The following is a 12,776-nucleotide window of genomic DNA, read 5'->3' on the forward strand; positions in this document are numbered from 1 at the left end:
CGTGTGAGGCAACCCTGCCGATCGCGGGAACCACGCCGCGCCGCCGAGCGACTATCGGTACATGCGGTGCGAGCGGTGGCGGGAGATGCTGTCGGCCCAGCTGGACGGGGAGGAGACCCCGGCCGATCGGGTCGCGGCCGAGGAGCACCTGGTCACGTGCGGTGACTGCCGGGCGTGGTTCGAGACGGCTGCGGCGGTGACCCGCCGGGCGCGTACCCGGGTGGTGACGACGACGCCCGACCTGGCCGACGCGGTGCTCGCCGCCGTCGCCGCCGCGCCGCGACGGCGGTGGTGGACGGCGGCGTGCTGGCTGCCGGCGGGTCCCTGGCGGGAGCGGCTGGTCGCCGGGCTGCGGGCCGCGCTGGGGCTGGTGGGAGCCGTGCAGGTGGTGCTGGGCCTCGTGCAGGTCGGCCGGGGCACCACCGTCGCCCACGCGCACGCCGCCGGCCAGCACCTGTGGCACGAGTCGGCGGCGTGGAACGTCGCCGTCGGCGCCGGGTTCCTGTTCGTGGCGGCACGGCGGTTCCCGCCGGCCGGCGTGCTGCCGATGCTCAGCGCCTTCGTCGCGACCCTGGTGCTGCTGTCGGTCAACGACCTGGTGACCGGTCAGGTCGCCGTGTCGCGGCTGGTCAGCCACGCGATCCTGGTGTTCGGCTGGGTGCTCACCGCGCTGCTGTCACGGCCCGGGCTGCGGCCCGGCGGGCCCGCGCCCCGGCAGGGCCGGTCGTCGGGATCCCGCTGGCGCGTCGAGCTGGACGCGCCGGAGCCGTCGACGCCGACGCTGCGGCTGCTGCCCCCGCACCCGTACTCGGCGCGGGCCCACGCCCGCCCCGCCGCAGCGGCCGGCGGGCGAGACGACCGGCAGGCCGCCTGACCGGGCGTCGGGTCCGACGCGCCGATCCACGCGGCCCAAGCGCGCCTTCGCCGGACGGGGGCGGGAGACCCACCCGCAGGGCGGGCGGCGGGTGGGCTCAGCCGGCCCGCGTCGACCGGGTCGGCCGGCTGTCGGCGTGCCAGGCGGCCACGAGGTCCTCCCGCGCCCGCGCCACCCGGGAGCGGATCGTGCCGACGGGGCAGCCGCACACCTGCGCCGCCTCGGCGTACGACAGCCCTGCGACCTGGGTGGCGACGAACGCCTCCCGGCGCTCCGGGGCCAGACCGGCGATCAGCTGGCGCAGGACGACCCCGTCGTCCGTGCCCGGCTCCGCCGTGCCCGCCCCCTCCGCCGCCGCCTGCCAGTCCGGCAACGCCGCCGTGCGCGGGCGGGTCACCGCCGTGCGGACGTGGTCGACGGCGACCCGGCGGGCGATGCTGAACACCCAGGTGCGGGCCGAGGACCGGCCGGCGAAGCCGGGCAGGCTGCGCAGCGCCCGCAGGAACGTCTCCTGAGTCAGGTCGTCGGCCTCCCCGGGCCCGGCGAGGTGGGCCAGGAACCGCCACACCTGGCCCTGTAGGGCCCGCACGAACGCGGCAGCCGCCGGCTGGTCACCCGCGCCGGCCAGCCGCGCCCAGCGGGTCACCTGCTCGTCGTCGGCCCCCGCGCCGGCTGCCCACCCGGGGCCGCTCACGGGCGGCCGTCCGCGCCGGTGCCGATCGTCGGCCGCGACGGGCGGTGCCGTCGGGCGCTCACCTGGACCGGTACGGTCCACGACGCTGCTCGGTTCACGTGGTCTGTCTCCCGACCCAGCTCCGGCGGTTGGCTCCCTTCGCCGGGGCGAAGGGCCGATCTCGATACGCCGCCCGGAAGCGCCGCACCCCGGTTTGTCGGCCCCCACCCCCAAAAAGTTCCCACCAACCCCCACCCGTCCCCCCGCCCCCCGCCCGCCCCCCCTGCCCCGCCTGCCCGCCCTCCCCGGTGATCAAGAGAAAAGCGTCAGGGTCGACCGTGACGATGACGCAAACCTCTTGATCACCGGGGAGAGCGGGCCGCCCCCGTCGGGGGCGGCCCGCTCCTCGTGTTTTGACCATCGGGGGGATTCGTGGTGGTCGAGGTCTAGCGGAATGGGGAGGACCCTGTCCATGATCTGAGTTCTCACACAAAGATCATCAATGGGCAGGGTCCTCGATGAGGAGCGTAACGGCTACTGGTGTTGGTGACGGCGAGCTGGGCCGGATCTTGTTGGATGCGTGGCGGCGGGAGTTGTACGAGGGCGTCCTGGCGTCCCGGTCACGGACGTTGTTCACGCTGGTCGATGAGTTGGCCGCTGGGCAGGGCCGGTGTGGCTGTCCGGCGCATCTGTCGCTGGGCATGGTCACCGGGCACGCCGCGGCCTATCGGGCGTTGCGCGACGGCGAGGTGGACACCGGCCGGGCGTTGCGGGCGGCGTGCCGGATCGCTGCTCGGTCCGGCCTGCCCCGGGTGTATGCCGTCGACACCACCGCCTGGCCACGGCCGAACGCAGCCACCAGCCCGGACCGGCAGCCGCAGTACACCCCGGGCGGCCCGCGTGGCGCGGCGCTGATCAGGACCGGGTGGCGGTATCAGCACGTCGTCCGGTTGACGCTGACCCCGGACTCGTGGGTCGTGCCGGTCCTGACCGACCGGATCGCCTCCGACGACGACCTGGTGGAGGTCACCGTGGACCACATCGCCCGGGTCTGCGCCCAGGACGGCGCCCGCCCGGCCGATCCGTCGCTGTTCCTGCTGGATTCCGGCTACCCCGCAGCCCGGATCACCCACCTGCTACGCGAGCGCGGGATTCCCGCGGACGTCCTGGTCAGGCTAGCGACCTCGCAGACCATGTGGACCCGACCCGAACGCCGGGCCGCTCACCCCCTCGGAGGCCGCCCCCGACGACACGGGTTCCGCCTGGCCCTACGCGAACCCGACCTCACCCCGGACGCCGCTGTCAGCGGCCCGATCGACATCTACGGCACCGTCACCGTCCGGGCCTGGCACCGGGTCCACCCGAAACTCACCCGCGCCAGCCGCGGATTCACCAACCAGGCCACCCTCCCGATCGTCGAGGGCACCGTGCTCCTCGCCCGCGTCCAGCACCTACGCCCCAGCCGCCGCGCCGGTGACCTCGCACTCTGGTACTCCGGCACCCGCCGCGACCTACTCACCCTGGTCATGACCTACCTGGCCCGCTACGACATCGAGCACTACTTCCGCTACCTGAAGACCACCGCCCAGGCCCCGGACTTCCACCCCCGCCAGCCCGGCACCCTGACCACCTGGCTCCGCCTGCACGCCTACGCCTACCTGCACCTGTTCTGCACCCGCAACCACATCACCCACCACCGGCTGCCCTGGGAACCCACCACCACCACAACCCCGACCCCCGGACAGACACGCCGGCAGGTTTCGCCCGCTCTGCGCAACGCCTGGCAACCACCAGGCCACCCGAAACCCGGACACCCCGGACCCGGACGCCCTACCGGAAGACGCCGCAAACGCCGCACTCGCTATCCGGTCATCCGCCGCAACGCCGTCCACAAGGGCAAATGACAGCCCTCAACCACACCACCACAAAAACACCCACACCACACCGCCAGACCACCCTGCCCACAGAACGGTCAAAACACGAGACGTGGCGTCCGCCGAAGAAACGGCGGACGCCACGTGCGGCTTGCGGGAGGGGTCAGCGGCGGGAATCCCCGCTGCTGATCTCCTTGCGCTCCGGCCGGGGCTCGACCGGCGGGTGTCCCGGCGAGACCGGCGCCTCGGCCGGCTTCTCGATCGGGTAGAAGAAGCCCCGGATGGCGGGCCCGAGGGCGCCGAGCCGGTTCATCTTCTTGGGCACCACCCAGCCGGCGTACTCCAGCTCGCCGTGGCCGTCGTGGCCACCGGCGACCAGCGGCTGGTGGACCTCCTCGAACCGGCCGTCCGGCAGCCGTCGGATGATCCCGGTCTCCACGCCGTGGGCCAGCACCTCCCGGTCGTGCTGCTGGAGGCCGAGGCAGATCCGGTACGTCACGTAGTACGCCAGCGGCGGGATCACCAGCAGGCCGATCCGGCCCGCCCAGGTCATCGCGTTGAGGCTGATGTGGAACTTGTCCGCGATCACGTCGTTGCCGCCGGAGAGGGTCAGCACGATGTAGAACGCCACCGCCATCGCGCCGATCGCGGTCCGCTCCGGCACGTCGCGGGGGCGCTGGAGCAGGTTGTGGCTGCGGTAGTCCTTGAGCCGGCGGGCCTCCACGAACGGGTAGAGCGTGGAGAGGCCGACCAGGATGCCCGGCAGCACGACGGTGGGCCAGAACAGCGGCGGGATGACGTACCCGTCGCCGATCGGGATGTTGATCTCCCACGCGGGCATGAGGCGGGTCGAGCCGTCGAGGAACATGACGTACCAGTCGGGCTGGCTGGCGGCCGAGACCACCCACGCCTCGTACGGGCCGAAGTACCAGATGGGGTTGATCTGGAACAGGCCGCCCATCAGCGCGATCACGCCGAAGACGACCATGAAGAAGCCGCCCTGCTTGAGCGCGTAGCGCGGGAACATCCGCTCGCCGACCACGTTGTCGTTGGTCCGGCCGGGGCCGGGCCACTGGGTGTGCTTCTGCTTGAAGACCAGGCCGAGGTGGGCGCTGATCAGCGCCACCAGCAGGCCCGGGATGAGCAGCACGTGGGCGATGAAGAACCGGCTGATGATGATGTCGCCGGGGAACTCCCCGCCGAAGATCGACGAGGTGACCCAGGAGCCGATCACCGGGATCGACAGCATGATGCCGGAGGCGATCCGCAGGCCGGTGCCGGAGAGGCCGTCGTCCGGCAGCGAGTATCCGGTGAAGCCGGCCAGGAAGCCCACCCAGAACAGCAGCGAGCCGATGATCCAGTTGGTCTCGCGCGGCTTGCGGAACGCGCCGGTGAAGAAGACCCGCAGCATGTGCACGACGATCGCGGCCATGAACAGCAGCGCCGACCAGTGGTGCATCTGCCGCATGATCAGGCCGCCGCGGACGTCGAACGAGATGTCCAGGCTGGAGGCGTACGCGGCCGACATCGGCGTGCCCCGCAGCGGGGCGTAGCTGCCGTTGTAGACCACCTCGGTCATCGCCGGCTCGTAGAAGAAGGTCAGGAAGACGCCGGTCAGCAGCAGCACGACGAACGAGAACAGCGCGATCTCGCCGAGCAGGAACGACCAGTGGTCGGGGAAGACCTTGTTCAGCAGCTTGCGCAGCGGCGTGGAGACCCCGAAGCGCTCGTCCACCCCCACCGCGGCCTTGCCCGGAACGGACGCCATGTCCAACTTACGACGCTTCACGGCCGCTCCCAGAAGTCAGGCCCGACGGTCTCGGTGTAATCCGACCGCGCCACGAAGAAGCCCTCGTCGTCCACCTCGATCGGCAGCTGCGGCAGCCGCCGGCTCGCGGGGCCGAAGACCGGCCGGGCGTTGTCGGTGATCAGGAACTGCGACTGGTGGCACGGGCAGAGCAGCCGGTTGGTCTGCTGCTCGTACAGGCTCGCCGGGCAGCCCGCGTGCGTGCAGATCTTGGAGAACGCCGCGTAGTTGCCCCACATGTAGTTCCCGTGGCCGACCCGCTGGTTGGCCTCGCGGGAGACCTGGGCGTCGGACTCGCGCAGGTGGATCAGCAGCGTCGGGGAGTCGGCGTGCTTGTTGCTCACCCCGTGCTCGATGCCGGGGAAGACGGTGAGCTGGCCGCCGGCGCTGATGTCCGCCGGGCGGATCGGCCGGCCGTCCTCGCGGACCAGCCGGATCTTGCGGCCGTCGGCCGGCGCGAAGCCGGTGGTGAACATCTGGTTGTTCTTGTGCGGGTTGGAGATCAGGCCGCCGACCAGCGGGGCCGCCGCGACCGCGCCGACGGGCGCGAGGCCGGCGAGCAGCGAGATGCCCAGCAGCGGGCGACGCTTCACGCCCATCTCGTCGGCGAGGTAGAGCATCGTCTCACCGGTGATCTTGCGGCTCTCCGCCGCGTTCGGGTCGTTCTCGTGCCGGTCCTGGATCGAGACCTCCTTGGGCAGCAGCTTCTTGCCCCAGGTCAGGATGCCGAAGCCGATGCCCAGCAGGGCCACGCCGAGGGTGAGGCCGAGCAACGGGGTGTAGTACTTGTCCCCGCCGGTGCCCGGCTCGTACTCCCACGGCCACCAGATGTAGACGACCAGGAAGGCGGTGGCGGCCAGGCCGGTCAGCAGGAACATCGAGGCGACCGTGCGGGTCAGCCGGCGCTCGGCCTTGCTGCCCGGGACGACCTGCTCCTCGTAGTGGACGATCTCGATGTCGTCCCGGCGCGCGCCCTCCCGGACGATGTCGAACCGGCTCAGCCGCGGGTCGTGGACGTCGAGCGGCTCCGGGCCCTGGTGGGCCTGGTGCTCGGTCTTGGTGCTCATGCCGTCACCTCGCTACGGGCGGTGCCGGACCGCGGCACCGCAGCGCTGAATCGAATGATCCGCTCGGTCACGACTTGCCCGCGATCCACAGGCTGGCGAAGACGAGCGCGACGATGCCGATCAGGAAGATCGCCAGTCCCTCGGTGGACGGCCCGTACCGGCCGAGGTTGAAGCCACCCTGGTCCTGGTCGTGCTTCAGGGTGTCCTGGATGTAGGCGATGATGTCCGCCTTCTGCTCCGGGGTGATCTGGTTGTCCCCGAACACCGGCATGTTCTGCGGGCCGCTGAGCATCGCGGCGTAGATCTGCCGGTCGCTGGCCGGGCGCAGGCTCGGCGCGTACTTGCCGGAGGACAGCGCGCCGCCGCCACCGCCGAAGGCGTGGCACTGCGAGCAGTTGATCCGGAACAGCTCGCCGCCGGTGGCCAGGTTGGCGCCCTCACGCAGGTCGCCCTCGGGGACCTGCGGACCCCCGCCGAGCTCCTGGACGTACTGGCCGAGCTGGCGGACCTGCTCGTCGGTGAAGACCGGCGGCTTGCGCATCGCCTGCGCCTCCTGCCGGGCCATCGGCATCCGGCCGGAGCTGACCTGGAACTCGACGGAGGCCGAGCCGACCCCGATCAGGCTCGGGCCACGACCCTCGACACCCTGCGCGTTACGGCCGTGGCAGGTCACGCAGCTCACGTCGAACAGCGCCTTGCCCTCGGCGGCGGCGCCGGTGAGCGGCGGGTTTTCCTGCGCCTGCACGCCGGGGGCGAAGACGGTGTAGGCGCCGCCGGCCAGCGTGAGCGCGGCGATCAGGCGGACCGCGGCGCCCAGCCGGCGGCGGCCCCTGCTGCGCGCTGCGGACCGCTCGCCGCGCAACCGCGCGAGCAGACCGCGTCGGCGGTCGTTGTCAGAAGTCATGACCTGTGTCCTTAACCGGTGGGACCTTGTCTCAGAGGACGGGGCAGCGGCGCGGTTCGTGACGCGCCAAGATCACTGAAGCCAGTAGATCATGGCGTAGAGGCCGATCCACACGACGTCGACGAAGTGCCAGTAGTACGACACGACGATCGCCGACGTGGCCTGCGCCGGGGTGAACCGGCCCATGGTCGTGCGGACCATGAAGATGATGAAGGCGACCAGACCGCCGGTCACGTGCAGGCCGTGGAAGCCGGTGGTCAGATAGAACATCGACCCGTACCCGTCCGCGTTGATCTTCACGCCCTCGTGCACCAGGGTCACGTACTCGTTGAGCTGACCGAGCACGAAGATCAGACCCATCACGAAGGTGATCGTGAACCAGCGCCGCAGGGCGTGGACGTCACCCTTCTCGGCGGCGAACACCCCGAGCTGGCAGGTCACCGAGGACAACACCAGGATCACCGTGAAGGTGGTCGCGTACGGGATGTTGAGGTGCTCGGTGTGCTTCGCCCACTGCTCCGGCGCCGCCGCGCGGATGGAGAAGTACATCGCGAACAGCGCCGCGAAGAACATGAGTTCGCTGGAGAGCCACACGATCGTCCCGACGCTGACCATGTTGGGCCGCGTCAGGGAGTGGATCCGGCTCTTGTCAATGGCTGGGGCCGCAGTCACGCGGTCATTATTGCCCCTGACCACGGCCGGCGATCAGCGGGGGGTTGAACCGGTGGCGTCGGTGGCCCGATCGTGGCGGTCCGGTTCGCCTGGCCTAGCCTGAAACGCGTGCAGCACGTCGATCAGATCCTCGCCGCCACCTCGGCGGTCGCCGCGCCCGGGGCGCTCGCGGCCGGCGGGGACCCGCTGCCGCCGCCGTTCACCGTGGCCCGCGTGTTCACCGAGACCCGGCTGGACAGCTGGCTGGCCCTCGGGCTGGTGCTCGCCGCCGGCCTCTACCTCTACGGGGTGTACCGGCTGCGGCTGCGCGGGGACCGCTGGCCGGTCGCCCGCACCGTGTTCTTCCTCGGCCCCGGCCTCGGCGGCATCGCGGCGGTCACCGTCAGCGGCCTGCACGCCTACGACACCGCGCTGCTGTCGGTGCACATGGTGCAGCACATGGTGCTGTCGATGGTCTCCCCCATCTTCCTGGCCCTCGGCGCGCCGGTCACCCTGGCGCTGCGCACCCTGCCGGTCGGGCCGCGCAAGCGGCTGCTGGCGATCGTGCACAGCCGCGTCGCCCGGGTCTACACCTTCCCGCTGGTGGCGTTCGCCATCTTCGTGGTGAACCCGTTCGCGCTCTACTTCAGCGACCTCTACCGCTACACCCTCGAACACGCCTGGGCGCACGAGCTGACGCACGCGCACTTCATCATGACCGGCTGCGTGTTCTTCTGGCCGCTGCTCGGGCTCGACCCGCTGCCGGGGCGCTGGCCGTACCCGGCCCGGGCGCTGCTGATGGTGCTGTCGGTGCCGTTCCACACCGTGCTCGGGCTCACGATCATGCAGAGCACCACGCTGTTCGGCGGCGACTGGTACCCCTCGCTCGGCCTCACCTGGTCCGACCCCGCCAACGACCAGGTGGTCGCCGGGGGCATCCTGTGGGCCGGCGGCGAGTTCGTCAGCGTGACGATGCTCGCGGTCCTGGTGGTGCAGTGGGTGCGCCAGTCGGAGCGGGAGGCCCGCCGGCTCGACCGCGAGCTGGACCGCCAGGAGGCCCGCGAGCGCGCCGACCAGGCCGCGGCGTCCCCGGCCTGACCAGCGGATTCCGGTACGGCCACCGGCCCGCCCGGGCGGCAGACCGGCCGACCGGCGGCGGCGGGTACGATGCTCGGCAGCTACGAGGTGGGAGTCAGCCAGCGATGAGCGATCGTCTTTGCACCGTCCTGCTCTACAGCGACGACCCGCAGGTCCGCGACCGGATGCGGCTGGCCGTCGGCACCCGCCCGGCCCCCGGGCTGCGCGTCGAGTTCGTCGACGCCTCCGACTACGCCGGGTGCGTGCGGCTGGTCGACGAGTACGAGATCCACCTGATGCTGCTCGACGGCGAGGCGAGCCCCGGCGGTGGCCTCGGCATCGCCCGGCAGATCAAGGACGACCGGGACGACGCTCCCCCGACCTGCCTGGTGATCGCCCGCGCCGCCGACCGCTGGCTGGCCGCGTACGCCGAGGTCGACGCCACCCTCGTGCACCCGCTCGACCCGGTGACCACCGGCGCCACCGTGGCTGAGCTGCTGCGCAGCCACGCTCCCGCCTGAGTCGCCTCCGCCTGGAGCTGCCTCCGGCTGAGCCACCCCGGCCCGCGCGCCACCGGCGTCGCCCGGCCCGGTCGCGCCGGCCCGCACGGCGGGCGGCACCCGCCCCTCCGCACCCCCACGCCCGCTACCCCCACGCCCGCTCGGGAGGCCCGCCATGGGCGAACGGAACTGGCCGCACCTGCTCGGCGCGCTGCTGCGCGGGGAGGAGCTGTCGACCGCGGACACCGCCTGGGCGATGGGCGAGATCATGTCCGGCTCGGCGGCCCCGGCCCAGATCGCCGGCTTCGCCGTCGCGCTGCGGGCCAAGGGCGAGACCCCGGCCGAGGTCGCCGGGCTGGTCGAGGCGATGCTCGGCGAGGCGGTCCCGGTCGAGCTGCCGGAGGAGCTGCGGTCGTCCGCGCTCGACGTGGTCGGCACCGGCGGTGACCTCGCCCACACCGTGAACATCTCCACCATGGCCGCCCTCGTGGTGGCCGGCGCGGGCGTGCGCGTGGTCAAGCACGGCAACCGGGCCGCCTCGTCGTCCTGCGGCACCGCCGACCTGCTGGAGTTCCTGGGCGTGCCGCTGGACCTGACCCCGGAGGGGGTGGCCCGCTGCGTGACGGAGGCCGGCATCGGCTTCTGCTTCGCCGGCCGGTTCCACCCGGGCATGCGGCACGCCGGCCCCGTCCGGCGCGAGCTGGGCGTCCCGACGTTCTTCAACTTCCTCGGCCCGCTGACCAACCCGGCCCGGCCCCGGGCCGGCGCGGTCGGCTGCTTCGACCCGCGGATGGCCCCGGTGATGGCCGCCGTCTTCGCCGCCCGGGGCGACTCGGTGCTGGTGCTGCGCGGCGAGGACGGCCTCGACGAGTTCACCACGGCCGCGCCCACCCGGGTCTGGGCGGCCCAGGGGGGCGTCGTGCGGGAGGCGCTGCTGGACGCGGCGGACCTCGGGGTGCCCCGGGCCACCCTCGCCGACCTGCGGGGCGGTGACGCGGCGTACAACGCCGGGGTGGCCCGTCGGCTGCTGGCGGGCGAGGCGGGCCCGGTCCGCGACGCGGTGCTGGTCAACGCCGCCGCCGCGCTGGCCACCCAGGGGCCGCTGGGCGGCGACCTGACCGAGGCGCTGCGCGCCGGGATGGGCCGCGCCGCCGAGGCGATCGACTCCGGGGCCGCCGCGGCGGTGCTGGACCGCTGGGTCGAGGTGGCCCGCTCCGCCTGAGCGGCCGTTCCGCCCGATCCGCCGGCCGCGCGCGGGTTGTCGACGCGAACCCGCCACGCGGGCCGTCGACCCGAACCCGTCACCCGGCGCGTCGCCACCCGGCGCGTCGGCGCGCACCCGCCCCCGGCCCACCGGCGCGAACTCGCCGTCCGGCCCGCCCTGGCGGGAGTTGTCGGTCTCCCGTGGGAAACTACAGCCGAGTGATTCTCGGACTCTGCCCAGGCCAAGAGAGGGGACGCCCGTGTCGGAACGCGAGCTCCACTGCGACACCTGCGAGGGCATGCGGCCGTTCGAGACCCCGCCGTGCGCCGACGGCCACGGCGCCGACTGCCCGGAGCTGGTCTGCACCGGCTGCGGCGCGGCACTGCTGATCGCCACGTTCACGTTCCCGGCGACCCGGCTCGCCGCCGACGCCATCGGCGCCGCCCACGCGCCCCGCCGCCGCGCGGCCTGACCCGGCCCGCCCGCCCCGACGTGAGCGCCGCCATGTCGGCGACATGGCGGTAACCGGGCCCCGCCGATACCGCCATGTCGCCGACATGGAGTCGATCATTGCGCCGGGCCCCCCGACGCCGGTCTCCGACGCCGGGTCCCCTGCGCCGGGTCCTCGACGCGGAGAAGCCCGCGCCCCCTCACCGGGGGCGCGGGCTTCTGTCGTAAGCCGGCGGGTGGCTCAGTGCTCGGCGGTGCGCCGGGTGCCGCTGTAGTACTCGAAGAGCAGGCCGCAGGCGGCGAAGACGACCGCCACCAGCCCCAGGCCCAGCAGCCAGAACTGCCAGAAGACCAGGCCCAGGCCGGCGATCGCGGCGGCCAGCGCCAGCCCGAACGGCCAGTAGCTGCCCGGGCTGAAGAAGCCGATCTCGCCCGCGCCGTCGGCGATCTCGCCGTCCGGCCGGTCCTCCGGCCGCAGGTCGATGCGGCGGGAGACGAACCAGAAGAAGCCGCCGCACATCGAGCAGAGCAGGAACGACAGCAGCAGCGCCACCGTGCCGACCCACTCCACCTGGCCGCCGGAGTCGCCGTACGTCCAGGCCCCGTAGAGGACCGTCGCGCCGAAGAGGAACCCGGCGATGATCAGGAAGATACGCCACTCGGTCTTCATGCCCGCTCCCTCAGCTTCCCGTGCCGGCCGCGACGTCGTCGGGGTTGAAGTTGGCCGTGTTGCGCCGCGTGTCGAACGGCTTGGTCGTGGTGGCGTACGGGTTCTCGCCGATGGCGGTGAGCGCGTCCTGCGTCGACTTGCCGTCGCGCTTGGCGGCCAGGAACTGGTCGTACTGCTGCGGGGAGACCACGCGCAGCTCGAAGTTCATGAAGGCGTGGTAGCTGCCGCACAGCTCGGCGCAACGGCCGACGTACGCGCCCTCGGCGTCGAGGCTGGACACCTCGAAGACGTTGCGGACGTTGCCGGGCATGACGTCCCGCTTGAACAGCAGCTCCGGCACCCAGAAGGAGTGGACGACGTCCTTGCTGGTCTCCTCGAACCGGATGGACCGGCCGGTCGGCAGGACCAGGATCGGGATGACCTCGCTGGTGCCGAGCACCGACGCCACCGTGTTGGCGTCCCTGCCCTGGCCGTCGCGGTAGTTGAACTGCCAGTTCCACTTGAAGGCGACGACCTCGACGGTGACGTCCGGGTTCTTCGTCGTGCGCACCACGTCGGTCTGCACGACCGCCGTGTAGTAGAAGAGGACCGACACGACCAGGATCGGGGCGATCGTGTAGAGGAACTCCATCGGCAGGTTGTAACGGGTCTGCACCGGCAGCTCGTTGCCCCGCTTGCGGTAGCGCACCACGCACCAGAAGATCAGGCCCCAGACGAACACGCCGACCGCGAGCGCCGCGATGCAGGACGCGATCCACAGGTCGTACATGCGGTGCGACTCGGGCGTGATGCCGCCCTGCGGCCAGCCAAAGCCGGCGAACGTCTTGCCGACGTCGCAGCCCGTGAGCGAGACCAGCAGCGCCGCGCCGCCGAGGCCGAGCCCGGCGAGCCGACCAGCACCACGCCGCCGGCGTCCACCGGCTCCCGGAGAAGCGCTGTGCCGTACGGCCGGGGGCCGTACCTCCGAACTCCTTGCGACCACCTGGTCCTGCCTCCCTAGCGCGCCGTGGCGGTTGGTTGTCCCC

General features: G+C 72.4%; 13 protein-coding genes. 6 read left to right on the plus strand and 7 right to left on the minus strand.

The window, feature by feature from the left end:
* The first annotated feature begins 61 nt into the window (after nucleotides 1–61).
* On the plus strand, nucleotides 62–874 hold the full coding sequence (locus ACFYWL_RS16050; RefSeq protein WP_386972915.1) for a zf-HC2 domain-containing protein: 813 nt from the start codon (nucleotides 62–64) through the stop codon (nucleotides 872–874).
* A 97-nt stretch (nucleotides 875–971) separates the two neighbouring features.
* Here the strand turns inward: ACFYWL_RS16050 and ACFYWL_RS16055 are convergent, their stop codons facing one another.
* On the minus strand, nucleotides 972–1,568 hold the full coding sequence (locus ACFYWL_RS16055) for a sigma-70 family RNA polymerase sigma factor (RefSeq protein ID WP_386972918.1): 597 nt from the start codon (nucleotides 1,566–1,568) through the stop codon (nucleotides 972–974).
* A 497-nt stretch (nucleotides 1,569–2,065) separates the two neighbouring features.
* On the opposite strand from ACFYWL_RS16055, the gene ACFYWL_RS16060 reads away from it, so the two are divergent.
* Complete coding sequence (locus ACFYWL_RS16060; RefSeq protein ID WP_386972921.1) at nucleotides 2,066–3,451, plus strand: transposase; 1,386 nt, start codon at nucleotides 2,066–2,068, stop codon at nucleotides 3,449–3,451.
* Between the two features lie 133 nt (nucleotides 3,452–3,584).
* On the opposite strand, the gene ACFYWL_RS16065 is transcribed toward ACFYWL_RS16060, so the two are convergent.
* The 4 genes from ACFYWL_RS16065 to ACFYWL_RS16080 form a co-directional block, all read right to left on the minus strand.
* Nucleotides 3,585–5,210: a cytochrome bc complex cytochrome b subunit gene (locus ACFYWL_RS16065; protein ID WP_386972924.1), complete on the minus strand. Its 1,626-nt coding sequence runs from the start codon at nucleotides 5,208–5,210 to the stop codon at nucleotides 3,585–3,587.
* Complete coding sequence (locus ACFYWL_RS16070; RefSeq protein ID WP_386972927.1) at nucleotides 5,207–6,295, minus strand: ubiquinol-cytochrome c reductase iron-sulfur subunit; 1,089 nt, start codon at nucleotides 6,293–6,295, stop codon at nucleotides 5,207–5,209. The genes ACFYWL_RS16065 and ACFYWL_RS16070 overlap by 4 nt, the downstream gene beginning before the upstream one ends.
* A 67-nt stretch (nucleotides 6,296–6,362) precedes the next feature.
* On the minus strand, nucleotides 6,363–7,199 hold the full coding sequence (locus tag ACFYWL_RS16075) for a cytochrome c (RefSeq protein ID WP_074474819.1): 837 nt from the start codon (nucleotides 7,197–7,199) through the stop codon (nucleotides 6,363–6,365).
* A gap of 72 nt (nucleotides 7,200–7,271) precedes the next feature.
* Nucleotides 7,272–7,871, minus strand: coding sequence for a heme-copper oxidase subunit III (locus ACFYWL_RS16080; RefSeq protein ID WP_043967173.1), 600 nt, complete (start codon nucleotides 7,869–7,871; stop codon nucleotides 7,272–7,274).
* A gap of 108 nt (nucleotides 7,872–7,979) precedes the next feature.
* Here ACFYWL_RS16080 and ACFYWL_RS16085 point away from each other — a divergent pair, with 108 nt between their 5' ends.
* From ACFYWL_RS16085 to ACFYWL_RS16100, 4 genes are all read left to right on the plus strand, one after another.
* The gene (locus ACFYWL_RS16085) at nucleotides 7,980–8,948 is read left to right on the plus strand and encodes a cytochrome c oxidase assembly protein (protein WP_386972929.1); all 969 of its coding nucleotides are present in this window, start codon (nucleotides 7,980–7,982) and stop codon (nucleotides 8,946–8,948) included.
* Nucleotides 8,949–9,052: 104 nt separating this feature from the next.
* On the plus strand, nucleotides 9,053–9,448 hold the full coding sequence (locus ACFYWL_RS16090; RefSeq protein ID WP_386972932.1) for a hypothetical protein: 396 nt from the start codon (nucleotides 9,053–9,055) through the stop codon (nucleotides 9,446–9,448).
* Between the two features lie 154 nt (nucleotides 9,449–9,602).
* A complete protein-coding gene (gene trpD, locus ACFYWL_RS16095; protein WP_386972935.1) occupies nucleotides 9,603–10,649 on the plus strand; it encodes an anthranilate phosphoribosyltransferase in 1,047 nt (348 codons plus the stop codon).
* A gap of 241 nt (nucleotides 10,650–10,890) precedes the next feature.
* Nucleotides 10,891–11,103 (plus strand): hypothetical protein, encoded by a 213-nt coding sequence (locus tag ACFYWL_RS16100; RefSeq protein WP_386972937.1) that lies wholly within the window; start codon nucleotides 10,891–10,893, stop codon nucleotides 11,101–11,103.
* Nucleotides 11,104–11,322: 219 nt separating this feature from the next.
* Here the strand turns inward: ACFYWL_RS16100 and ACFYWL_RS16105 are convergent, their stop codons facing one another.
* Both ACFYWL_RS16105 and coxB read right to left on the minus strand, forming a co-directional pair.
* A complete protein-coding gene (locus tag ACFYWL_RS16105; RefSeq protein ID WP_386972940.1) occupies nucleotides 11,323–11,751 on the minus strand; it encodes a cytochrome c oxidase subunit 4 in 429 nt (142 codons plus the stop codon).
* Nucleotides 11,752–11,761: 10 nt separating this feature from the next.
* Entirely contained in the window at nucleotides 11,762–12,733 is a 972-nt protein-coding gene (gene coxB, locus ACFYWL_RS16110; protein WP_386972942.1) for a cytochrome c oxidase subunit II, read from the minus strand.
* Nucleotides 12,734–12,776: the final 43 nt, after the last annotated feature.

Origin of the sequence: Micromonospora sp. NPDC002575, assembly GCF_042889525.1 — a bacterium.
In the GTDB taxonomy this organism is placed as follows: domain Bacteria; phylum Actinomycetota; class Actinomycetes; order Mycobacteriales; family Micromonosporaceae; genus Micromonospora; species Micromonospora carbonacea.